We start from the raw sequence: 22,565 nt of genomic DNA on the forward strand, positions 1-22,565 counted from the left end.
TGAATGAATAAAGCTTTATTCAAAGCCATTGTTACCGTTTTCACTCATTAATTGTGCCAATTTGATGATATTTGGTCGCACGTCCTTGAATCAGCTCAGAAGTCGATTGCGCGAGCAACTCATTCATATGCTGTAATAAGACAGGTTTCAAGAGTGACGACTGTAGTGACACATCAACGTGTGCCCCCCCATACACTTCTCCTACCACTTGATCGACAATCCCTAGGTTGAATAAATCTTGTGCTGTAATCTTCATCGTCTCCGCCGCACGTTCTGCTTGTTTCGCATCTTTCCACAACAGTGCCGCTGCACCTTCTGGCGAGATGACCGAGTACGTACTATTCTCAAGCATCAATAGACGGTCGCATACACCAATTCCAAGCGCACCGCCTGAACCACCTTCCCCAATGACAACGGAGACGATCGGCACTTTCAGCGTCGCCATCTCAAACAAGTTACGGGCAATCGCTTCACTTTGCCCTCTCTCTTCTGCGGCTTTCCCCGGATAAGCCCCTTTCGTGTCAATAAATGTCAAAATGGGACGGTTGAACTTTTCGGCTTGCTTCATGAAACGCAAGGCTTTTCGATAGCCCTCCGGGTGTGGCATACCAAAATTCCGTTTCATGTTCTCTTTCGTGTTCCGCCCACGCTGATGTCCGATAATCGTCACCGGCACTCCTTCAAACGTTGCGAGTCCAGATACGATTGCCGCATCGTCATATCCGTGTCGGTCCCCATGAAGTTCCATGAAGTCAGGGAACAAATGTTGGATGTAATCGAGCGTCGTCGGACGCTTCGGGTTTCGCGCCAACTGGACGCGGTCCCACGGTTTCATATTCCCATAAATATCTTTTTCTAATCGGTCGAGCTTTAACTCGAGATGACGAATCTCTCGGGATAAATCAATCCCTTTCGTCTCAGCCGTCTCCCGTAATTTATTTAGCTGTTCGGTGACTTCTTTGATTGGGTCAAACATGACGGACACCCCCATCGTGTAATTCGATCATCTTCTTCAAGAACGAACGCATCTGTTCACGATGAATGACTGCATCCAGCTGCCCAGACTCAAGTAGAAACTCGGCAGTTTGAAAGTTCTCTGGAAGCTTTTCCCGAATCGTCTGTTCGATGATTCGTCGTCCTGCAAACCCGATGAGCGCTCCCGGTTCCGCGACGTTCAAGTCGCCAAGCATCGCAAAACTCGCTGACACACCACCAGTCGTCGGATGTGTCAAATACGCGATGTACAGCAGTCCTGCTTCGTCATGTTCTTTTAGAGCGATGGACGTATTGGCCATTTGCATCAAACTGACCATTCCTTCTTGCATCCGTGCCCCACCTGATGCTGTGAACAAGACGACTGGAAGCCCAAGTGATGTGGCGGTTCGAACAGCCGAAGCAATCGCTTCTCCGACGTATGCACCCATCGATCCCATTCGGAATCTCGCATCCATCACACAGACAACGAGTGGAAGTCCGTCGATTGTCGCCTTTCCACATACGACGGCCTCTTCGATCCCGGTCCGCTCCCGATCTTTCGTCAACTTCTCCTCATAGTCAGGAAAGTCGAGTGGATTCGCCTTGACAGAAGGTCCCGCAAATCGTTCGAACGACCCTTCGTCAACAAGCATATCAATCCGTTCTTGCGCCTGAAGCGGAAAATGATAGCCGCAATCACAAACTTTGTGGTTCTCATTCAACTGTTTTGTATAATGCATATATTTACAAGATGGACATTTCGTCATTAATCCCTGTGGTGCGTCAATCTTTGGTTCTCGTTGACGCAATGGCATATATCGTTTCGGTTTCTTGAAAAAAGCAGTCATCGCTTCCCCCTCGTTCATTCCGGCATCCCCATTCCACGCCACGTCTCGACAAACTGTTTCCGTTCCTCGAGCGTATATAAATCCCCAACGTCTAATCCTTCAAAAAAGCGGTTGACCTCACTCCAAATTCGAATGAACAGTTCATTCTTCAACTGAAAGATGAGTTGCTGGCGAAACGTTCGATCATCATCGATCACCGTCTCTAGCAGATCCAGTCGTTCTTTAGTCGGTTCTATTTCTGAAAACGCCATGCGCTCCAATAGTCGAAGCATCTCGATGATATCGGTCGCTTTCGTCTGTTTGGTCACAATGAACTCCGACAATATCTCGATGTACCGATGTCGGTCTTGTTCACACAAAAAGGTGCCACCACCATGTCTCGTCTCCACGATGCCTAAGAAGCTCAACGCCCGTAACGCTTCGCGAACCGAAGCGCGGCTAATGGACAGCGTTTCGGCGAGCTCTCGTTCGGATGGAAGCCGATCACCTGGAACTAAAGACGATTGGACAATTAATTTTCTAATCTTTGAAATGTTTCCGTGAAATGAGGATGCGTGTTTTTCATGCATCTGACCGTTCAACTCCCTTTTTTGGATCACCTATCAAACTTAAGTGGTCAGACCAATTAGTGCGATTATATCACTTTTTAGGACTTGGTACTAGTTTCTGGACCAACCATTTTTGTATCGATTCGTTTCAGTACGACATTTTCTTCCCCGAACCGTCTTTTCGCTTCCGCCACATACTCTTCATTCGGATTGATTGAAAAAGCTGAAGCCAGTTGTTTCACTTCCTTCGAATCCGTGAATCGGCATACAACCGGGACATCCCCTTGTGCTCGTTGAATCCAATCTTCCAATTCAGGGAAGCGGTCGAGTGTGAGCCGGATGAATAAGGCTTGCCCGTGTAACGGTCGAACCCGTTCGACAATCAATTGCTTGCGACCATCCCGTTCATTCGAATGGACCTCTAGTAACAAGATGTTACCGGCATAGAGGGACCGTCCAAACTGCGCGAATGTTCGAGGAAACACGACGACCTCGTCTTGCGTCATGCCATCGTCCACCATGAGAACACCCATCCGTTCTTGTTTTTTTGTCATGAACGTACGTACGTCATCTACATATACGACGAGATAACCGTTTGTTCCATTCATGACTTCTTCAATTGTAGACGGTTCGATCCCGATATCCGGAAGTGCCGTCAATGGAGAGTGGACCACCCATGTCCCGAGCGCCTCCCTCTCTTCTTCAGACCAATTCGGTTCTTTCACTTTTTTCTGTTTTAGTCCGAGTGAAGACAGCTCATCCGGTAAAAAATGTGTTCCCGCTTCTTCTCGCAAACGTTCGACTGCTTCAAAGGCATGTGTCCGGTCACCGTGATACATCCGGTCGAGCGCGCCCGCACCAAGTAATCGACGTAATTTCAGTTGGTCTTTATTTTTCCACTCCATGGCTTCTTGAAGCGTTCTGACATCTTTCAACTGCCCGTTCAGTTCAATCAGTCGGTCCACATCCCGTTTGGTCAACCCCTGGACCGCCTTCAACCCGAGCCGGACGCCCGGTCCCTCAAGTGTCGCGTCAGCGTGACCATGTAAGACGTCCGGTGGGTACACCGGAATTTGATCTTTCCGTAACAGTCTGACAAGTTCCGTTGTTTTTTCTGATGTCACCACATGAAAGACACGAGGGAAATGTGCTTTGACGTAAGCCAATCGGTAACTGATCAAACTGTAGGCGACAGCGTGAGAGCGGTTAAATCCGTACCCGGCAAACTTTTCAATCCATGAAAAGATTTGCGCCAAGACGTCCTGGTCTCCCGCTTTTGCTTGTTGCAAAAATCGTTCTCGTTCCCGAGCAATCGTTCCGGTATCCTTTTTGGCAATAGCACGTCTGACCAAATCCGCTTCCGCATAGGAATAGCCTCCGAGTTTACGGAGAAGTTTCATCACCTGTTCTTGATAGACGAGTACACCGTATGTCGGTCTCATGACGTCTTCTACGTCTGGGTGGACTGGTTGGTAAGGCATACCGTGCTTTCGCTTCGCATACGTTTCGATGAATTGCATCGGTCCCGGGCGATAGAGTGACATCGTGACAACGATATCTTCAAACTCAGTCGGTTTCACTTGTCGAAGCGCTTGCTTCATCCCGGTCGATTCGAATTGGAAGATTCCGTCCGTCTCACCTCTCGCAAGCAGTCGATACGTCCGGGCATCGTTTAGCGGAATCGTTTTCAGAGAGAACAGCGCGTCACTTTCTCGAATCAAGTCTTCCATCTTTCGCAAGCGACTCAAGTTTCGTAATCCGAGCAAGTCAATTTTTAGAAGCCCGACCTCTTCCAAATCCTTCATATTATATTGGGTCACGTGTTCTTCGAGCTCGGGTTGGAGCGGCGTCACTTCTTCAATCGGTTGACGACTGAGCACCACTCCTGCCGCGTGAACGGAGGATTGACGCGGCAAACCTTCTAGCTGTTTGGCAATCCGTAATAACTGCTGACGCTTTTGGCTACCGGCAAACCACTTCATCTGCTTCTGGCTCGACATCAGTTCATCAAGTCCTCCGGCTTTCACTTGCTTGCTCGCAGCCTGCCCTTCCTCAAGGGTCATCCCGAGCGCTCTCGCAACGTCTCGAATTGCCGCTTTCGCACCGAACGTGGCAAGTGTCCCGATCTGTGCGGCATGCGTATGACCGTATCTTGATAGTACGTAAGAAACCACTTCCTCACGACGTTCATCTTCAAAATCGAGGTCTATGTCTGGCATCGACACACGCTCTGGATTTAAGAATCGTTCGAACAACAACCCGTAATGCACCGGATCGACTTCCGTGATATGGAGGGCAAAACTGACGAGTGAACCTGCTGCCGATCCACGCCCCGGACCTACTTCAATCCCAGATTCTCGAGCAAACCGAACGATGTCTTCCACGATCAAGAAATAGGAAGAAAATCCGGTATTGGCGATGACTTCAAGCTCAAACTTTGCCCGCTCGATGTAAGGTTCTTTCACGAGTTCCATCGCCTTCAACCGCTCACCGACAAGTCGTTTCACCTTTTGATCGGCATCCGGAATTTCTGGAATCGCCCCTTCCGCACGTGGTAGATGATCTAGCCGAATCAATGCCTCGAATCGATCCAGTTCCGATAATTCTTCCGTTGTGAACCAGTCATTCATTTCACTCGGTAGTCGAACGTGCAATCCTTTTTGTCGCACGTCTTCATTCGACATCACGTCCCCTTCGCGAATGGCAGAAATGGCTCGGAATCCTTCCACATCTTCCGGTCTCATGTATCTCGTTTCAGGGGCCGGAATCAATTGGACAGCAAGCTCTTCGCGCATGAGACGAAGTTGTTTCAACACTTGTACCTGTTCCGTAGTCTGAGGTGCCGGTAGTCCGAGCCACAGCTTCTCTTCATCGACAAACGACAAGAGTTGATGATAAAGGCGACGCCGGTGAACCGGATCACTCGCTTTCCAATTTTCAGGTAATACGATCAGCGGCATCGTTGTCCGTCCTTCAATTCCTCCCGCCTGGATGATACGATATTGTTCCTTAAGCTCCGTTTCGTTAGATGAATACACAATCACGGATACGTCTAACCCATCCAATCGGAGGACCGTTCTCAGTCCGATGAGCGGTTTCACCTCATATCGTTGGCAATATGACAAAAATGTCGGAACCCCATAGAACGCATCGTCTGCGATCGCCACGGAACGACTTCCCCGTTCGGTCATCTGCAAGACATATTGTTCTAACCGGATTGTACTTTGTAGTAAACTATAAGCAGTTCTGACATTCAGATGAATCATCGTTGGCCTCCTTTCTATATTAATGGAATTGTCAAACTCAATTCATCACTTCTCTGATACAATAATTATAGACAAAACTCACGACAAAAGGGGGTAAAAGCGTATGATTATCAATCGGGGACAGATTGCACGCGATAAGTTAGAAAAATTACAGCATGGTCAAACAGTGTTTGCCGACAGCCCAGAAATCATCGACCGGCTCCGTAAATACATTACTGAGTATCAGCTCGACGTCGTCGAGGACGTGACCGAACGAGGTACATGGTTCATCCCAAAGGAAAATGGAGACAAATGAAGAGAGCTGACCAAGGTCAGCTCTCTTCATTTTCTTCAAACGTGAATTCCCCAGCCACTTCATTCAAAGCCGCAATCACGTCATCCATCTCATCCCATGTGTCAATCGTGGCACCAGCCGCCATCGGATGACCTCCCCCACGGTATCGCTTGGCCACTTCATTGATGACAGGACCTTTCGACCGGATGCGCACACGAATCTCTTCTTTGTTTTCCACGAACATGACCCAACATTTCAATCCCTCAAGACCCGAGAAGCTATTGACGAGTTGAGACGCCGCTTCTGGAGAGGCATGGAACGTTCGAAGCACATCCTTGTCAATCTTCACATAGCCGACCCCCTCTTCCGTTACTTGGACATGCTGTAATACATAGCCTTGCAGTTGGAGAGTCGCTAAATTCGTTTTATACATGTGACGATATAATTTATTCGTGTCGATGTCTTTCGCAATCAGCGCCGAAGCAATCTCAAACGTTCGGGCCGTAGCATTTCGAAACTGGAAACGTCCTGTGTCGCCAACGATGCCGGCATAGAGTAAAAATGCCGCCTCTTGGTCAATGGGATATCCCCAAATGTCCGCGAGTTCCACAATCATCTCAGACGTCGAACTGACCGAGGTATCGACAATCTGTGTCATCGCATACGGATCTTCATCAGGATGATGATCGATTTTGATGATCGTCTTCCCTTTCAATGCGAAAGGTCCATCGATTCGCTCTTGATTCGCCGTATCCAAAATAAGGACGAGCGCGTCCTGATACATTTCTTCTTCGACATGTTCCATCTTTCCTAAAAACTCGAGGTCTGGAACCATGCTACCGACCACATAGATTTGCTTCTCCGGATGAACCGATTTTAAAATGCGCTGTAAACCAAGCTGGCTCCCCAACGCATCAGGGTCTGGTCGTACGTGGCGGTGAATGAAAATGGTGTCAGCCGCCTCAATTTCTGATTTGATTGTATCCGCTTCCTGCCATTGCGTCATGATGATTCCTCACTTTCCTACACACTATTATGGTATGATGATAACAGATTACGAGATAGAAAGGGGTTCCTTCACTTGCAACTTGTCATGATTGGACTCATTTTGTTCGCGCTCGGTGCGTACCTTGTCTTCAAGCGCCGCGCTTTTTTGACAAAGACGCCAAACCGAAAAGCGTTGTTCAACACGCAAGCGTTGATCTGGTTAAGTTTATTCCTCGCATTGTTCGCTGCGAACCAAATGGTCGGGGGATTCGGTCTGAATTCATCTGTCGGTTGGATTGTCAGCATCGTCATGTTAGTCGTCGGTTTAGGGAATGCTGTTGTCGGATTTATCCGTTACCGCAAAATTTACCCTCTCGCCGTAGAAGAACCGACGAATACGCCATCATGAAACAGAGCACCTGCTACAGTGCGTAGCAGGTGCTCTTTTCGTTACCGGTCGATGAGTTGTGCCGTGACGAGCGCCTTGGCGACAAGTTGTGTCCCTTGCGTCATCTCCACATCCACTTTCCCGAACTTCCGACCGAGGTCGAAGACATGGGCCGACACTCGAATCTGACTTTCAATTTGAATCGGCTTCATGAAATAGACGGTGATATTCTCAACCACGAGATCGCCTTTCTTCATATGACGTAGACTTCGCGTCGCCCCCTCGACCAACAAGGTCGTCAACACGCCAGATGAGGCGGTCCCCATATGACTCGTCATCTGTGGGGCCACTTCAACCGTGAAGGCCGTCCCGTTCGATGCAGGATCTTCTTTCAGCTGGTTCGTGATCATGTTATCGAACGTCTCACCGACTTGCGGTTGTCGATTCGCCAGTTGCAGGGCCTTCAGCACATCTTGGCGGCTAATAATCCCAAGCAGACGTCCGTAGTTATCAACGACAGGTAACATCTCGATCCCTTCCCACACCATCTGGTGCGCGGCATTGGTGACACTCGTTTGTACGCCTACTGTAATCGGACTTTTCGTCATGACCTTCTCAATATCATAGTCGTGTGATTTATCAATGACATCCTTTGCCGTGATCACGCCGACCACTTTCATCTGTTCATCGATGACGGGATACCGATTATGTTTCGTCCGTTCATTCAGCTCGTGCCAACGTTTCACTGTGTCATCTGATTTCAGATAGAACGTATCGTGGAGCGGGATGACGATATCTGAGACGAGTAAAATCTCTTTTTTGATTAGACGGTCATAGATGGCTCGGTTGATCATCGTCGCGACGGTAAAACTGTCATAGGATGTAGAAATGACAGGCATATCATACTTATCTGCCATTCGTTTCACTTCATCCGTTGTGTCAAATCCCCCTGTGATCAACACAGCCCCACCTGATTGTAAGACGAGTTCATGCGCCTTCTCGCGGTTCCCGATGATGACGAGTGAGTCGACATCGATATATCGCATCATCGCCTCGAGCTTCATGGCACCGATTACAAATTTCGATAGCGTCTTATGGAGGCCGTTACGTCCGCCCAACACCTGACCATCGACGATATTGACGACCTCGGCGAATGTAAGTTTTTCAATATTCTCTTTATGCTTTCGCTTGATCCGGATCGTCCCCACCCGTTCAATGGTAGATACGAAACCTAGGTTCTCAGCTTCCTTGATGGCACGATAAGCCGTACCTTCTGATACAGCCAACTCTTTGGCGATTTGGCGGACCGAAATTTTTGACCCAACATCGAGTGACTCGATATGTGCTATGATCTGTTCATGTTTTGTGGTCATACGCGGAGTCCCTTCTCTCAATACATTTTCTACTCTATTTAGTATACTGTATCAGTCGAACTAGTTCAAACTGTACCAATCCAATTGCAACATTTCCTTTCTGTTTTCGAAACAGCTATAATAGACGAGTAGTCAACGTAAGAGGTAGAAGGGAAGGGATTCAACTTGAATCAACGCACCAATCAAATTGCACAATCTCTAGCGACAAAAGGGTTAGATGCAGCATTCATCACATCGAAAGCATCCGTGTTTTATTTCTCGGGAGTATACGCGGAAGCACACGAGCGATTGATCGCCATTTTAGTTTTGAAAAACGGCACAACTGCCATCATCTGCCCAGCACTTGAAAAAGGGATTGTCGAAGCGAGTGACTGGTCAGGTGAAATCGTGACGTATATGGACCACGAAAATCCATGGGACAAAATCGTCAAGTTATTCCTCGACAACCAAATCGTTCCTGAACGAATCGGGATCGAAGGGGAACATTTGACATTCAACCGAGTCGAGCATCTTCGTGCCGGTTTTGCCGGTCTGTCCATTATTGATTTGACAGACGAGCTCCAAACGTTACGTATGATCAAATCACCGGATGAAGTCCGAATCATGAAGCGGGCCGCCGAGTTGGCAGATATGGCCATCGAAGCCGGGATCCGTTCCCTCCGTGAAGGCGTGACCGAACTCGAGGTCATCGCGGATATCGAATACGCTATGAAACAGCAAGGTGTCCGTGAAATGTCTTTCGACACACTCGTCTTGTTCGGCGAGAATAGTGCCGACCCTCACGGTGTCCCAGGCAACAACCGTCTGAAAAAAGGTGATTTCGCCTTGTTCGACCTCGGCGTCGTCTGGCAGGGATACTGTTCAGACATCACACGAACGGTCGTCTTCGGTGAGGCGAGTCGCAAACAACGTGAGATTTACGACACGGTTCTCCAAGCGGAGGAAGCCGCAATCGAGATGGCGAACGTCGGGACGACACTTGGCGCAATCGATATCGCCGCACGACAAGTCATCACGTCTGCAGGATATGGTGAATACTTCACTCACCGGATCGGTCACGGAATTGGAATCGAAGTACACGAACATCCATCGATGGCAGCGAACAATGACACGACCGCCCAAGTCGGGATGACGTTCACAGTCGAACCGGGTATCTATTTACCGGGAATCGGCGGAGTCCGTATCGAAGACGATCTCGTCATGACAGAAAGTGGTCCTATCACATTGACGAGTTATCCAAAAACACTTCAAGAGATTGAATGACAAAAAGTGCGATCCATTACCAAGGATCGCACTTTTTACATATCTTACTTTTTATATACCTTAATAGAACAAACCCAGCATGACATCCCGTTGAGGTACGTCATAACGTTCCATCTTCTCTAAAAAGGTACGCTTGTCATATGGGACCGCCTTCAGTTCAAGGTCAATCCCCGTTTCTCCTTCAGATAATATGGCAAAGCGAGCCAAGTCATCTTTCGCCACCCCGAGCGCACCAGGATTGACGTAGCGTTTCCTGTCATCTTCAAACAAGTGGACGGGATGGTGATGTCCGAATAACACGATTTCTCCTTCATACGTCCCATATAATCGTTGCATATTTTCCAGCGTCGGTTCGAGAATCTCGTGAAACGGTTCCTCGACGATCGCGGCATGGCGTCGGTCGGTCGGGATATGATAATGAATACCGAACACCGTTTCGCCAGCCATTTCGACGGACATCGTTCGTGGAAGAGATTCGAGGACATCCGCATATCGAGTCTCCAATTGACGCGCGACCCACTCATGGTGGGGGCGCGTATGTGCATAACTTTCCGGATGACCGTATCCAGCCAAAAGGGAAAGGACGGCCTCTTCATGATTCCCAGAAATCATATGCGCGCCCCGATCTAGCAATCGCTCCATGACCGCATTGGAGTCCGGTCCCATCGCAATCATGTCACCAAGTGACCAAATGACGTCGACCCGCTCTGTATCCATGACTTGGAGCGCAGCCTCTAACGCTTCGAGATTGCCATGAACGTCCGTGACCACTCCGATTTTCATCGTGTTCCCCTCACTTCCGATATTGATGGACGACGTTGACGCCGCCTGTCACATCGATGATGGCACCTGTGATCATGTCCGAGTCTTCTTGTAATAAGAACGAAATCAAACGCGCGATATCTTCTCCCGTCCCGTGTCGACCGACCGGAGTGCTTTCATCTACTTCCGCTTCCTCAATGCGCATCTCCTTTTGCGAGCCGACGATATTGCCCGGGTTGACCATGTTCGCCGTAATCCCGAACGGTGCCTCTTCCAATGCGACCGATTTTGTCAAACTGACGAGTCCCGTCTTTGCAGCGGCAAACGCAGAACGATGGATCCACCCAGGCGCCGTCCCACTTTCCGGAAATCCATACGAGATGATGCGTCCGAATCGATTCGAGCGCATGGAAGGAAGCGCACGACGCATTAACCAAAATGAGGCGGACAGGTTGCCCGTGAGTACTTCGTCCCACTCGTCGTCCGTCAATTCGACGAGCGGTTTCCGCTCAAAGATATATGGACCTGCATTTAAGATCAAGGCGTCCGGTTCACCAAACCCTTCGACCGCTTGCTCATAGGCCGAGAGCAGTTGTTCGCGGTCCGTCAATCCGGCCTCAATCATATGTATCCGCTCATGTTCCCAGTCGATTGGATTCCGTTGCAAAATGCTAACGTGCCAACCATCTTGTAACAGACGCTCCGTCACGACGCGTCCGATCCCTTTGGCACCAGATGTAATCAATACGTGTTTCATCGTCCTACCTCCTCCGCCTTATTTTACCCGTTCTTTCACACGAATTCCAAACTTGGACATGTCGTGAACACCGCCATGAAAAAATTCACTCATTTTCATGGCGAAAAAGCGTGAAAACCGAAAGAAGTGGTATACTATATATGTAAGCCGAACGTATATTTCGAGCGAAAGGTTGGGATTTACATGGCAATTGTATACAAACACATTTTATCTGCCGTTGACGGCTCTAAAGAGGCGGAACGTGCATTCGAAACAGCAATCGATGTCGCGATTCGTAACGAAGGGAAACTGTACGTCGGTCATGTGATTGATACGCGGACGTTTGCGACTGTAGAAGCGTACGATCGGACAATCACAGAGCGCGCCGAGACATATGCGAAAGAATTGCTTGAAGACTATGTCAATCGCGCGAAAGAGCGTGGCGTAAAAGAAGTCGAGACGGTGATCGAATACGGCTCACCGAAAGTGACGATTGCGAAAAAGATTGCGCCTAATCATGATATTGATCTTATTATTTGTGGCGCGACAGGTTTAAACGCTGTAGAACGTTTCTTTATCGGAAGCGTCTCTGAAAGCATCGTCCGTTATGCGAAATGTGACGTCCTCATCGTTCGTCAATAATCATCCATGCATCAAAAAGGGTCTTGCGCAATCGCAAGACCCTTTCTTATGCATTACAACACCTTGACCGTAACCGTTTTGCGACCGAATTGAATCGCCGCACTATGTGAATACATTAAGATGTCGATTTTATTTCCTTTGATGGCGCCGCCTGTATCAGCTGCCGTGTAGGTACCTAACAACTTGCTCCCTACGTATACTTGTACTTTTGTTCCGAGCGGAATGACGCGCGGGTCTACCGCGATGACATTGCGCTTTTGAGTACGAACGTTCCATCCAAGTGCTGTCTTACCTGAACATCCCTTGCAATACGGTGTATATGCCGATGCTTTCATCGTATATGTCTTCACGCTTGCTGGTTTGAGCGGTTTTGGAGCACTTACCGTACGTAAGTTCTTTGTAGGGACCCATCCGGCCTTCCCTTTATAGTTCACGCGAATCCAAGCACCTCGAGAACCTGTACGTTGAAGACGATCACTCGCTGTCATCTTCCCAATCACTCGTGCATTTGATTTCCCTTCTGCATAAACCATCTTCGAACCTGACTTTGTCGCAACATAAACTTTTTTCGTAGCTGCTTCCACTGGTGAAGTCGGTAGAGCAAATGCAAATACGGCGATGGCGAGAAGTAAGAGCATCATGATTTTTTTCAACATACGTTTTTTCGTCCTCTCTTCGTCAATTTGTCTTCGATTCCGTGTCATCCTTTATCTAGGCGATTTGTCACTTCCAATGAATATTTCGTCCAGATAACTATATGACGAAATATCGGTCAGTGCCGTTACACTTCCTGTTCATTTGAGTGACACGAACATTACAAATCGATGTCAAAAGTAACGATTTATCGTGTTAGATTAGACATTTGAATCGAACGAGAGATATTTTTATAAATTCACATCCAATATATGGTTTATTCATGACGTAAACATTGCAAAACGGTGCAGATGAGGCGCCTAATGTTACAAAGGAGATAACATTGGTCCCACTTCAGATTCTTCACATTAGTAAAAAAGACTCACAAAAAAACCCACGTTACACGAAGTAACGTGGGTTCGTTTCGTATTATGCGTGTGCTTCGACAAGGTTTGCAACGCGTACCGTGTCACGCGCGATGACCAATTCTTCGTTCGTCGGGATGATGATGACTTTAACTGGTGAGTGCGGATAGTTGATAAACAACTCTTTTCCGCGAGCACCGTTGTTAAGTGAAGGATCCCAGTAGACACCCATGAATTCAAGACCGCGAAGGATGCGTTCACGGATGACGTCCGAGTTCTCTCCGACACCTGCAGTGAAGATGATGGCGTCGACACCATTCATTTCAGCCGCATATTGACCGATGTAACCGTGAATACGGTTCGAGAAGATTTTCAATGAAACTTCTGCACGATGGTTGCCTTCTGCAGCCGCTTGCTCGATGTCACGCAAGTCACTTGAGATACCAGAAAGTCCGTACACGCCAGACTCTTTGTTCATGACGTTCAAGACCTCTTCAGCAGACTTCCCTGTTTTTTGCATCAAGAACGGGATGAGGGCCGGGTCCAAAGAACCTGAGCGCGTTCCCATCGTGATTCCTTCGAGTGGTGTGAAGCCCATCGTTGTATCGATTGAGCGACCACCTGCTACTGCAGCGATCGATGCACCGCTACCGAGGTGACATGAAATCAAACGCAAGTCTTCTAGCGGACGACCGAGAAGTTCTGCCGCACGCTGTGTGACATACTTGTGGCTCGTTCCGTGGAAACCGTATTTACGTACACCATGTTCTGTATAGTATTCATAAGGAAGACTGTACAAGAAATTCTCTTCAGGCATTGACTGGTGGAACGCTGTATCGAATACCGCTACTTGTGGGACATTCGGCAAAATTGCCTGGAATGCGCGAATACCTGTCAAGTTTGGTGGGATGTGAAGTGGGCCGAGCTCGGTGAACGACTCGATGTTCTTCATGACTTCATCGTCAATGACGACCGAATCCGCATACAACTCTTTTCCGTGTAACACACGGTGACCTACACCAGAAATCTCATCGAATGATTGGATGATATCCAATTCGATCAATTTCTCCAACGTCAATTCAACCGCTTCTTTGTGCGTGTGAAGTGGTGTGACCACGTTGAACTTCTGTCCTTCACCGTACTTGATTGTAAAAATCGCATCTTCTTTCCCTACACGCTCTATAAGTCCGACTGCGAGCAACTCTTCCGTTGGCATCTCGAGTAACTGGAACTTGAGCGATGAACTACCCGCATTGACTGCCATAATTTTCGTCATGTCATACACCTCTTACCTTTCGTTTTAAACGCATATCTTTATCTGTTCAATTTAAAACTGATAACTGTATCATAATGAAGATAATTGATTTTGCATACCTTTTTCAAGTATTTTGTCCATTAATTTTGAGTTGTTTTGAACCAATCATCAATCTGTTTCACAACATTCGCTACCGCTCTGACATCAGTGAATGACGGAAGTTCCACGAATAGCGCTTGTTTTGGCCGTGTGACGCCTTCTCCTACTTTTTGAAGGAGCAATAAGCTTTTCGCGTAACGTTCGTCTTTAAACATCGTCGTCGGAAGTTGAATGACCCCTTTCACAACAGCCTCACGGTCCATCCATTGTTTTAATTTCCCTTCGTCATCCTGTTCAAACAAATTGTTCGGGATGACAAATAATCCATGCCCACCTGGTTTCGTATGGCGAATCGCCTGTTCCATCAAGAGGAAATGCGAATAGGCATGTCCTTGTTCTCGTTTCATGTCGTATCCGGCTGCCACTTCATCATTTGGATAATAGCCGATCGGCAAGTCAGCAACGGAAAGATCGCTCGGTTCAACAAACAGAGGAGCAAGGGCGTCTTGATGGAAGTAGGATACTGGTTCTCCTAACAAGTTACTAATGGAATAGGAAAGACGAAGCAACAGTTCATCCACTTCGACCGCTTGCGCTGTCGCATCTTTTAACTGAGAGAGAACGGCGTGCGTCAACGTACCTGTCCCACTACCTAAATCTAGAATCGTCGCGTTTTCCTTAAGTAGCTTCGAAGCTAGATAACCCATAAATAGGCTGACCGCATCCGGTGTCGGTTGATTGTTCGGGGGGAGTTGTGTCGTTTCTTCCAAGACGAGTAAACTCACTGCTTTACGGACATCGTCCATCATCTCTTTTTCAATGTCAACATGGTCAAATACTTGGACGAGTGCCTCGATCGGTAATACATCCAGATCGTTGACCAGTTTCTTCGCTTCCTTCTTCCAATCACGATAGAGTTGTTCAAAACGTTCCATTTTCGTTCATCCTTTCCATACAAAACCGGCCCCCATGAGAGGACCGGTCGGTTCACGTACTAGTGTAAGCTATTTTAATCAATTTCGCCAAACGAATCAATTCGCTTGTTCGAACGCCTCAAGTGCCGCCGCGAAATCAACTTCATCTGTCATTTCATCCATATATTGTACATATTGGACGACGCCATTCGAATCGACGACGAATACAGAACGCGCAAGGAGACGCATTTCTTCAATTAAAACACCATATGCTTTTGCGAACGAAAGATCGCGGTGGTCCGAGAGGGTGACTACGTTATCTAAACCAGATGCAGAACACCAACGGCGCTGTGCGAACGGCAAATCGTTCGATACAGTCAAGACTGTACCACCGAGTGATGAGGCCTTTTCGTTGAACTCACGCGTTTGTGCATCACATACGCCTGTATCGATTGAAGGAATGACACTGATTAGTTTTTTCCCCGGATAGGTTGCTAACGTCACTTCTTCTAAAGCAGTCGTCAAGACGCGGAAATCAGGAGCTTGATCTCCTACCTTCACTGGATTTCCTTGTAATGTTACGTTGTTCCCTTTAAATGTTGGCATGTACTCATCCCCTTTGTTGTAGTTACTCGTTCATCATATCGATGAACTTGAGCCTTTGACAAACTTCCTGCTTTTGACTCTGTTTCAGTTTTCCCTATATCGGTAGGAAGAAACACGTTATAATAAAGAGGACACCATTGACAAAGGGGATGACTCAGATGAGAAACAACGTCTATTTGTACCATCGTAACGTCAACGAATTCACAAAAGAAGTGAAGAAACTGAGAGAAATCGGGGAAAAACACGGGTTCAACATCGTAAATCAACCGGAGGACGCGAACATCATCGCTGCAGTCGGCGGGGACGGGGCATTTTTACAGGCGGTTCGCTACACAGGCTTTCGTCAAGACGCCATCTACGTTGGCTTCGGTCGTGGATTGAACGAGTTTTATTGTGATTTCGACATACATAAACTCGATGAAGTCGACCGCCTCTTCTCGGACAACTCGATGCGAATCGAAGAAGGTCTCGAAGTCCGGAAGTATCCACTTCTTTCAGCATCGATCAACGAATCGACACCGCTCCTCTGTTTAAATGAGGCTTCGATTAAATCAAGTATTATCAAATCACTCGCCATCGAGGTCTATATCGACGATCTACATTTCGAAACATTCCGTGGGGACGGAATGGTTGTATCGACGCCGACGGGATCGACTGCTTATAACAAATCTCTCAGCGGTGCGGTCGTCGACCCACTCATCCCATGTATGCAAGTGAGTGAGATCGCTTCGGTCAACAACAATCGCTATCGCACACTCGGCTCATCCTTTATCGTTCATGATTCGCGTAAGTTGTCACTCCGCATCGTCGAAGACGGCAACGACTACCCGATTATTGGGATGGATAACGAGGCGCTGAGCTTGAAGTACACAGACCGAATCGATATCGAACTCTCGGACAAGGTCATCAAGACTGTCAAGCTTCGGACCAACTCGTTCTGGCATAAAGTGCAACGTTCATTCTTCTGATAAAGAAAAGGAGTGGTTCCATCCCTTTCGGGTGAAACCACTCCTCTTTTTATATCGTGGCTGTTTCTGCCTCGTACACCGGCTTCCCTTCGACAACAGTCATGACAAGACGGTTGTGTAGGATGTCTTCCCCACTCAATTTAAAGAAATCTTCGTCCCATACTGTGAAGTTGGCATTGTAACTTTGAACCAATAGCCCGTTTCTTCCGTGCGTCCCTGTAGCAACATGAGGCGAATACGTGAAGCTGCGAAGAGCTTCATACATCGAAAGACGTTCACTCGGATTTAGCGTGCTCGACCCGTGAAACGATTGTCGCATCACCGCTCCAAACAATCCCTTTCGAACGTCAACAGATGAAATCGGCGCGTCACTTCCTCCTAACACCAATGCCCCTGTATCGAGTAAAGACTTGAATCGATAGACATCATGCACACGCTCATTGCCCAACCGCTCGAACAGCATGTCCATGTCATCCGATAAAAATACCGGCTGTGCATCAATCAAAACAGGCAATGATTTGATTCGGTTGATCAATGAGTCATTCAATAATGAGGCATGGATAATTCGATCTCGTGTCCCTTTTCTGGCAGGGTACTTCTCAAGCAGGTCGACAAATTGCTCGACCGCCGCATCACCGATCACATGCGCTGCCACATTCATACCGTATGTTCGTGCTTTTTTCACGAGTGCCTCGAGATGATCTGGTCGATGTACTTCAATTCCTCGTTGACTCCGATCATCCGCATACGGTGCAGATAACAGAGCGGTGCGTCCACCGAACGAACCGTCGACAAAGAGTTTCATCGCACCGAAGTCAAACCGCTTCCGACGCGTCATCGCATCTTGCTGGATGACACGATCCACCACCTGTTCGTGGACGAGAAGGTGTGCTTGAAACGGAAGTTCGTCCAGTACATCTTCGTACGCTTGAATCGTTTCGAGCGGATCTCCATGATAGAACAAGTCTTCCGTATGGGCACCAACGATTCCATGTGCGAATAATGAATCGATTGCCCGGCGAAGAGAAGCGGCATTTTTCTTACGATTCCCACTCAATTCTTTATATAAGAGATCTAGTGCAGCATCATATAGGACGCCATTCAATTTACCTTCTTCACCTCGCCCAAGTTTTCCACCTTCGATCACCGTATGGTGGATCAGTCCAAGTCGTTCAAGTCCTTTCGAGTTCACGACGGCTACGTGACGACAGACACGCTTCAACACGACAGGACGGTCGTCAATCACTTCATCAATCTTCTCGCGTGTCGGCATGTCACCGAGCAGACGATCATCAAACCCTTCTGCGACGATCCAATCGTCGTCCGACCCTCGTTGCTTCATCGTTTCAAGTAATTCTCGAAGATCCGTCGCTTCACTCGCATCGACACGGTCGAGCGCTTCGCCGTATCCGACAAGGTGAATGTGTGAATCGGTAAAGGCCGGATACACACTCTTCCCTTCCAAATTCACAATCTCTTCGATGCGACCGGCATATGTACGTCGGAGATGTCCCTCGTCCCCCATCTTCAAGACGCGTCCATGCTCAATAAACATGGCACGTTCCATCTCACCCGGTTTATTCAATGTGTAGATATTCCCGTTGACCCATAGTGTACCCATCTGACGATTCCTCCTTGATTGAAAAAAGATTGACGTCTACGTTTTTCCCGTTTCCGTCAATCTTCATGCATCGTTTATTTTTTTAGCAATTCCTGCTGTTCTAACCCTTTATCCACACGTTGACGAATTTCATTGGCTCCGTTCTCATCGAATCGACCGAGCACCCGCTCACCGATTTCGACCGCAGTGCCATACTCTCCATGCAAGAACTTGTTTTCCGCAAGCGTCAAGGCGATATGGACCTCGTTGTCACGGCGACGGAAGCGGTTTGCATATTGGAGCAAATGTTCCGCATACGTCACTTGACGAATCAGTGCATGGACACGGTCACGGAAGTTATCCATCATCTCTTCGACATCATGGCTAAGCCCGACGATATACGTCATGTTGAACGGTGCCTTGTCAAACTGTTCGTCTAACGACTGGACACCTTTTTGGAGCTGACGTAATTCGTTTGACAAATCATTCGGAACAACCGGCATCGCACTTTTCGCTAACAGGCGACGATGCCCAGACAATTCTTTTTTCCACGTTTCTAACTTGTGACGGACCTCAAGCTCTTCTTTACGTAATGAATTCGTATCCTCAATGAAACGCTCATGCATGGCACTGAATTGGTCAAGTGACCGTTTCGCTTCCTGCACTTTGGATTTGATCATACTAAACGGTAACATTTGCGCGACGAGAGCTTGTTCAATATCAAGTACATTCGCCGTGAGAGTCGTTCGTTCACGTTCTAATTGTTCGAATTCTTCTCCGACGCGTGCATTGATTTCATAGTTGCTTACAAGTCGAGACATTTCCGTCTGTAAGTGATTCATGATTTCGGCAGATTGCAATTCGCGTTCTTGTATCGTCGCAAATTCTTTTTTCACGTATTGGCGGGCATCGACCTCTGTTCGGAATGCTTCGAATAATTGATCGATATCCGAGCTCAACTGTTGCATGTCCTCTTCAAAATGATCAAATTCCAAGCGTTCGATTCGAGCCATCAACTCTTCTCGACGATCTTCCGCTTGATCGATTTCTTCCATTAATCCTAGTGGTTCAAGCGCATACCCGTCCATTTGCATTTCTTTATGTCCAGCGCGGAGTTGTTGAAGTTGTTGTTTCAGTTCCACTTGAACCGTACGTACAAATTGCGGAATGATCCGAATCAGTTCACGGATGTGTCCTACTTGATTCGATAAGGCTTGTCCGGTTTCAAATGCTTCAGAAACTTGACCGACCTGCTTTAAGTTGATCATCTCACTGCGTTTCGCCTCGGCAGCGGCAATCTCTTGTTCCACCAATGCATAGGTTGGTCCGAACGCGTGGTTTTGTGAATTTAATGTCTTGCGGAACTGATACAACTCTTTCTCATCCTGCTTCACAATGTCCATAAGCGAGGTGTGATACGTCGTAAATTCATCCATCTCATCGAGCATGGCGTGTACCATCGTCTCGAGCTCTTCAATGAGTTGTTCAGTTGCATTCAAGTCAGCTTTAACTTTCATGAAACGATATTTATCCAAGTCTTCCTCAGCCCGGTATAACGCTTCATCGATTTGACCTGCATGTACACTGACTAACTCATCCCAAGATTGATGCCAACGATCAAACTTTTCTTTTGTTTCCCCTTCCATCGGCCACTGTTTGAATTTCTGGAGTTCGACGGGTATGCTCGCACTGAGCACACTTTGTTTCCTCATATCCAAGTCGTCAATTTTTTGGTAAAAATTCCTTCGAATGAGCATACTCCCCAACATGCCGCCTAATACGACGACGATGATTCCAATGATTAATCCATAAATTCCGTAATCCATCTTTGTCACAACCTCCAAGCCGCTTTCGTGGACTTATGTACCTTTATATTAAAAAAAGAAGTATTTTATAAGAATAGATATACCTAATCATATTATAGAACCAACGATTTGCATAGGTTTTCCAATGGTTTCAGTGGAGATTGTTCATTTTTTCGGAACTTTCTAACAAGACAAATCTGAAATTTGCGTGTACCATAATGCTAAATTCTAAAAACATGAAAGATGGAGGGGAATTCATATGTTCCAAACGACATCGTACTCAGGTGATTTGACAGCCGGTTACGACCTATTAAACAAGCAACTCGCCGCATTATTAGAAGGCGAAACGAATACAGTGGCCAACCTCGCCAACGCCAGCGCATTACTCAACCAATTTTTAGATCGGATCAACTGGGTCGGATTCTATGTGACTGATTCTGAAGACAGTCTCATTCTAGGACCATTCCAGGGACTCCCGGCTTGCGTTCACATCACGTTCGGTAAAGGGGTTTGCGGAACTGCGGCAGCTACACAAGAAACACAGCTCGTGGCCGATGTTCATCAATTCCCTGGTCATATCGCATGTGATGCAGCTTCGAACTCTGAAATCGTCGTCCCTCTCGTACGTGACGGGAAAACGATTGGCGTGCTCGATATCGATAGCCCGGAGTTCGACCGTTTCTCAGAAATCGACCGTCAAGGACTCGAACGTTTTTGCGAAACACTTCTTCGCTATATTTGATTGACAAGAGATGGTATTCATCGTATACTCATCTTTGTGCATGAAATGACGATAGCAGTCACAGACAAACGTATCCACCTTTCGGGCCTCGACTTTTGTCGGAGGGGCATCTCGTAGCTTCGCTATCAAGTGAAGGTGCTTGCACCTAGAAAGGGGCGTTACTCGTCTTTGACACCGTTGTTCTTTTGTGCAAAATACATGAACAACAAGGAGGAGTCCAATCATGGCTCGTTACACAGGTCCAGCTTGGAAACTCTCGCGTCGCTTAGGCATCTCGCTTAGCGAAACGGGTAAAGAATTAGCAAAACGTCCTTACGCACCAGGTCAACACGGAAATGGTCGTAAGAAAATCTCAGAATACGGTCTTCAGCTTCAAGCGAAGCAAGCACTTCGTCACATGTACGGAGTGAACGAGAAGCAATTCCGCCGCATCTTCAACGATGCTGGTAAAATGCCAGGCATCCACGGTGAGAACTTCATGTTCTTGCTCGAATCACGCCTTGACAACCTCGTTTACCGTTTCGGCCTCGCTCGCACACGTCGTGGAGCACGCCAACTCGTCAACCACGGTCACATCACTGTTGATGGATCACGCGTTGACATCGCGTCTTACCGCGTAAAACCAGGTCAAGTCATCGCAGTTCGTGAAAAGTCGAAAAACGTAAAAGCAATCGCTGAAGCACTTGAAGTAGCACCAGCTACAAAAGACTTCGTATCGTTTGACGCTGAGAAACTCGAAGGTACATTCGTACGTCTCCCAGAACGCGCTGAACTTAACGACCAAATCAAAGAGCAACTCATCGTCGAGTACTACTCACGTTAATGCTTTTAATCCCCTTCTTCGCGAAGGGGATTTTTTTATTTCTTCAAAATCTCTTGTCGGATACGCCCCATTTGCGTATCGAGGGCATCCGCCATGAGTGCCGCCTCTATTAATTCTTCCTTAGATGACTCGGGTACGTCATGCTGATATTTATATTGAAGCTTATGTTCCGTCGCCGCCCAAAAATCCATAGCAAGTGTCCGAATCTGAATCTCCGCCGGCACCCAAATGATTCGTTCGGCCAAGTAGACTTTTGTTTTCACGATGAGATGTAAGCTTCGATACCCGCTCGGTTTTGGGTATTTAATGTAATCTTTTATTTCGATGATATCTAAATCATCTCGCGCCTCTAGATGACGCAAAATCTCATATATGTCATCACGGAAGCTCGTGACAATCCGAATGCCCGCCACATCGTGCACATGCTCCCAAAGTGCCGAAACCTCTAAAGGTAAGTCTTTCCGTTTCATCTTACGCACGATAGACGGCAATGTCTTCATCCTCGTCTTCACATGTTCGATCGGTGAATACCCCAGTCTCGTCTGCCAATCCAAGTCGATGATCCCGAGGTCGCTCTCGAGTTCCGTGATCGCCATTTCATAATACCGAAAGTGTTCACGCCATTGATGGAACTGGTCGCCGAAAAATTCTTCTATCTCCATCGTCATTCCTCCTATCTCCCCATTTTAGCAA

Annotated in this window: 22 protein-coding genes; 7 read left to right on the forward strand and 15 right to left on the reverse strand. The window is 47.5% G+C overall.

From position 1 onward, the window contains the following. Positions 1-40: 40 nt before the first annotated feature. The 4 genes from BV910_RS09810 to dnaE form a co-directional block, all read right to left on the reverse strand. On the reverse strand, positions 41-976 hold the full coding sequence (locus BV910_RS09810) for an acetyl-CoA carboxylase carboxyltransferase subunit alpha (RefSeq protein ID WP_012726721.1): 936 nt from the start codon (positions 974-976) through the stop codon (positions 41-43). Continuing rightward, the gene (accD, locus tag BV910_RS09815) at positions 969-1,823 is read right to left on the reverse strand and encodes an acetyl-CoA carboxylase, carboxyltransferase subunit beta (protein ID WP_078147939.1); all 855 of its coding nucleotides are present in this window, start codon (positions 1,821-1,823) and stop codon (positions 969-971) included. Before accD ends, BV910_RS09810 begins: the two co-directional genes overlap by 8 nt. A gap of 14 nt (positions 1,824-1,837) precedes the next feature. Next, complete coding sequence (locus tag BV910_RS09820; protein ID WP_012726723.1) at positions 1,838-2,392, reverse strand: FadR/GntR family transcriptional regulator; 555 nt, start codon at positions 2,390-2,392, stop codon at positions 1,838-1,840. Positions 2,393-2,469: 77 nt separating this feature from the next. Next, a complete protein-coding gene (dnaE, locus tag BV910_RS09825; protein ID WP_078147191.1) occupies positions 2,470-5,637 on the reverse strand; it encodes a DNA polymerase III subunit alpha in 3,168 nt (1,055 codons plus the stop codon). A gap of 103 nt (positions 5,638-5,740) precedes the next feature. Here dnaE and BV910_RS09830 point away from each other — a divergent pair, with 103 nt between their 5' ends. Further along, entirely contained in the window at positions 5,741-5,932 is a 192-nt protein-coding gene (locus BV910_RS09830; protein WP_074036509.1) for a YtzJ family protein, read from the forward strand. Between the two features lie 16 nt (positions 5,933-5,948). Here BV910_RS09830 and BV910_RS09835 read toward each other — a convergent pair whose 3' ends face one another. After that, a complete protein-coding gene (locus BV910_RS09835; RefSeq protein WP_078147192.1) occupies positions 5,949-6,917 on the reverse strand; it encodes a DHH family phosphoesterase in 969 nt (322 codons plus the stop codon). 75 nt (positions 6,918-6,992) lie between these two features. Between BV910_RS09835 and BV910_RS09840 the strand changes: the two genes are divergently transcribed. After that, a complete protein-coding gene (locus tag BV910_RS09840; protein ID WP_143404773.1) occupies positions 6,993-7,307 on the forward strand; it encodes a YtpI family protein in 315 nt (104 codons plus the stop codon). 41 nt (positions 7,308-7,348) lie between these two features. Here BV910_RS09840 and BV910_RS09845 read toward each other — a convergent pair whose 3' ends face one another. Next, positions 7,349-8,659 (reverse strand): DRTGG domain-containing protein, encoded by a 1,311-nt coding sequence (locus BV910_RS09845; protein ID WP_074036504.1) that lies wholly within the window; start codon positions 8,657-8,659, stop codon positions 7,349-7,351. A 165-nt stretch (positions 8,660-8,824) separates the two neighbouring features. Between BV910_RS09845 and BV910_RS09850 the strand changes: the two genes are divergently transcribed. Further along, the gene (locus tag BV910_RS09850) at positions 8,825-9,922 is read left to right on the forward strand and encodes a M24 family metallopeptidase (RefSeq protein WP_078147193.1); all 1,098 of its coding nucleotides are present in this window, start codon (positions 8,825-8,827) and stop codon (positions 9,920-9,922) included. A gap of 60 nt (positions 9,923-9,982) precedes the next feature. On the opposite strand, the gene BV910_RS09855 is transcribed toward BV910_RS09850, so the two are convergent. After that, positions 9,983-10,705, reverse strand: coding sequence for a metallophosphoesterase family protein (locus BV910_RS09855; protein WP_078147194.1), 723 nt, complete (start codon positions 10,703-10,705; stop codon positions 9,983-9,985). A gap of 10 nt (positions 10,706-10,715) precedes the next feature. Further along, complete coding sequence (locus BV910_RS09860) at positions 10,716-11,441, reverse strand: SDR family oxidoreductase (protein WP_078147195.1); 726 nt, start codon at positions 11,439-11,441, stop codon at positions 10,716-10,718. A 183-nt stretch (positions 11,442-11,624) separates the two neighbouring features. On the opposite strand from BV910_RS09860, the gene BV910_RS09865 reads away from it, so the two are divergent. Continuing rightward, entirely contained in the window at positions 11,625-12,062 is a 438-nt protein-coding gene (locus tag BV910_RS09865; RefSeq protein ID WP_012726732.1) for a universal stress protein, read from the forward strand. A 53-nt stretch (positions 12,063-12,115) separates the two neighbouring features. Here the strand turns inward: BV910_RS09865 and BV910_RS15035 are convergent, their stop codons facing one another. From BV910_RS15035 to tpx, 4 genes are all read right to left on the reverse strand, one after another. Further along, positions 12,116-12,718 (reverse strand): 3D domain-containing protein, encoded by a 603-nt coding sequence (locus BV910_RS15035; RefSeq protein WP_078147941.1) that lies wholly within the window; start codon positions 12,716-12,718, stop codon positions 12,116-12,118. A gap of 406 nt (positions 12,719-13,124) precedes the next feature. Next, complete coding sequence (locus BV910_RS09875; RefSeq protein ID WP_078147196.1) at positions 13,125-14,336, reverse strand: acetate kinase; 1,212 nt, start codon at positions 14,334-14,336, stop codon at positions 13,125-13,127. A 119-nt stretch (positions 14,337-14,455) separates the two neighbouring features. Next, the gene (locus BV910_RS09880; RefSeq protein WP_078147197.1) at positions 14,456-15,349 is read right to left on the reverse strand and encodes a class I SAM-dependent methyltransferase; all 894 of its coding nucleotides are present in this window, start codon (positions 15,347-15,349) and stop codon (positions 14,456-14,458) included. Positions 15,350-15,445: 96 nt separating this feature from the next. After that, positions 15,446-15,934: a thiol peroxidase gene (gene tpx, locus BV910_RS09885; RefSeq protein WP_074036494.1), complete on the reverse strand. Its 489-nt coding sequence runs from the start codon at positions 15,932-15,934 to the stop codon at positions 15,446-15,448. Positions 15,935-16,083: 149 nt separating this feature from the next. Here tpx and BV910_RS09890 point away from each other — a divergent pair, with 149 nt between their 5' ends. After that, entirely contained in the window at positions 16,084-16,902 is an 819-nt protein-coding gene (locus BV910_RS09890; protein ID WP_078147942.1) for an NAD kinase, read from the forward strand. A 49-nt stretch (positions 16,903-16,951) separates the two neighbouring features. Here the strand turns inward: BV910_RS09890 and BV910_RS09895 are convergent, their stop codons facing one another. Further along, a complete protein-coding gene (locus BV910_RS09895) occupies positions 16,952-18,523 on the reverse strand; it encodes an amidohydrolase (protein WP_078147198.1) in 1,572 nt (523 codons plus the stop codon). A 74-nt stretch (positions 18,524-18,597) separates the two neighbouring features. Next, a complete protein-coding gene (gene ezrA / locus BV910_RS09900; RefSeq protein WP_078147199.1) occupies positions 18,598-20,328 on the reverse strand; it encodes a septation ring formation regulator EzrA in 1,731 nt (576 codons plus the stop codon). A 238-nt stretch (positions 20,329-20,566) separates the two neighbouring features. On the opposite strand from ezrA, the gene BV910_RS09905 reads away from it, so the two are divergent. Together BV910_RS09905 and rpsD are read left to right on the forward strand one after the other, a co-directional pair. Further along, entirely contained in the window at positions 20,567-21,049 is a 483-nt protein-coding gene (locus tag BV910_RS09905) for a GAF domain-containing protein (protein ID WP_078147200.1), read from the forward strand. A 223-nt stretch (positions 21,050-21,272) separates the two neighbouring features. Then, positions 21,273-21,872 (forward strand): 30S ribosomal protein S4, encoded by a 600-nt coding sequence (gene rpsD / locus BV910_RS09910; RefSeq protein ID WP_031423120.1) that lies wholly within the window; start codon positions 21,273-21,275, stop codon positions 21,870-21,872. A 35-nt stretch (positions 21,873-21,907) separates the two neighbouring features. Here rpsD and BV910_RS09915 read toward each other — a convergent pair whose 3' ends face one another. Continuing rightward, positions 21,908-22,534, reverse strand: a complete 627-nt coding sequence (locus tag BV910_RS09915; protein WP_012726742.1) for a GTP pyrophosphokinase — start codon at positions 22,532-22,534, stop codon at positions 21,908-21,910. Positions 22,535-22,565 lie beyond the last annotated feature (31 nt).

The sequence above is a fragment of the Exiguobacterium sp. HVEsp1 genome (assembly GCF_002009685.1).
GTDB lineage: Bacteria > Bacillota > Bacilli > Exiguobacteriales > Exiguobacteriaceae > Exiguobacterium > Exiguobacterium profundum.

What these genes read in the sequence shown, in the direction of transcription:
- BV910_RS09810 (WP_012726721.1), bottom strand. Translation starts at nt 976, where the DNA reads ATGTTTGACCCAATCAAAGAAGTCACCGAACAGCTAAATAAATTACGG.
- accD (WP_078147939.1), bottom strand. Translation starts at nt 1,823, where the DNA reads ATGACTGCTTTTTTCAAGAAACCGAAACGATATATGCCATTGCGTCAA.
- BV910_RS09820 (WP_012726723.1), bottom strand. Translation starts at nt 2,392, where the DNA reads ATGCATGAAAAACACGCATCCTCATTTCACGGAAACATTTCAAAGATT.
- dnaE (WP_078147191.1), bottom strand. Translation starts at nt 5,637, where the DNA reads ATGATTCATCTGAATGTCAGAACTGCTTATAGTTTACTACAAAGTACA.
- BV910_RS09830 (WP_074036509.1), top strand. Translation starts at nt 5,741, where the DNA reads ATGATTATCAATCGGGGACAGATTGCACGCGATAAGTTAGAAAAATTA.
- BV910_RS09835 (WP_078147192.1), bottom strand. Translation starts at nt 6,917, where the DNA reads ATGACGCAATGGCAGGAAGCGGATACAATCAAATCAGAAATTGAGGCG.
- BV910_RS09845 (WP_074036504.1), bottom strand. Translation starts at nt 8,659, where the DNA reads ATGACCACAAAACATGAACAGATCATAGCACATATCGAGTCACTCGAT.
- BV910_RS09855 (WP_078147194.1), bottom strand. Translation starts at nt 10,705, where the DNA reads ATGAAAATCGGAGTGGTCACGGACGTTCATGGCAATCTCGAAGCGTTA.
- BV910_RS09860 (WP_078147195.1), bottom strand. Translation starts at nt 11,441, where the DNA reads ATGAAACACGTATTGATTACATCTGGTGCCAAAGGGATCGGACGCGTC.
- BV910_RS09865 (WP_012726732.1), top strand. Translation starts at nt 11,625, where the DNA reads ATGGCAATTGTATACAAACACATTTTATCTGCCGTTGACGGCTCTAAA.
- BV910_RS15035 (WP_078147941.1), bottom strand. Translation starts at nt 12,718, where the DNA reads ATGTTGAAAAAAATCATGATGCTCTTACTTCTCGCCATCGCCGTATTT.
- BV910_RS09875 (WP_078147196.1), bottom strand. Translation starts at nt 14,336, where the DNA reads ATGACGAAAATTATGGCAGTCAATGCGGGTAGTTCATCGCTCAAGTTC.
- BV910_RS09880 (WP_078147197.1), bottom strand. Translation starts at nt 15,349, where the DNA reads ATGGAACGTTTTGAACAACTCTATCGTGATTGGAAGAAGGAAGCGAAG.
- tpx (WP_074036494.1), bottom strand. Translation starts at nt 15,934, where the DNA reads ATGCCAACATTTAAAGGGAACAACGTAACATTACAAGGAAATCCAGTG.
- BV910_RS09890 (WP_078147942.1), top strand. Translation starts at nt 16,084, where the DNA reads ATGACTCAGATGAGAAACAACGTCTATTTGTACCATCGTAACGTCAAC.
- BV910_RS09895 (WP_078147198.1), bottom strand. Translation starts at nt 18,523, where the DNA reads ATGGGTACACTATGGGTCAACGGGAATATCTACACATTGAATAAACCG.
- ezrA (WP_078147199.1), bottom strand. Translation starts at nt 20,328, where the DNA reads ATGGATTACGGAATTTATGGATTAATCATTGGAATCATCGTCGTCGTA.
- BV910_RS09905 (WP_078147200.1), top strand. Translation starts at nt 20,567, where the DNA reads ATGTTCCAAACGACATCGTACTCAGGTGATTTGACAGCCGGTTACGAC.
- rpsD (WP_031423120.1), top strand. Translation starts at nt 21,273, where the DNA reads ATGGCTCGTTACACAGGTCCAGCTTGGAAACTCTCGCGTCGCTTAGGC.
- BV910_RS09915 (WP_012726742.1), bottom strand. Translation starts at nt 22,534, where the DNA reads ATGGAGATAGAAGAATTTTTCGGCGACCAGTTCCATCAATGGCGTGAA.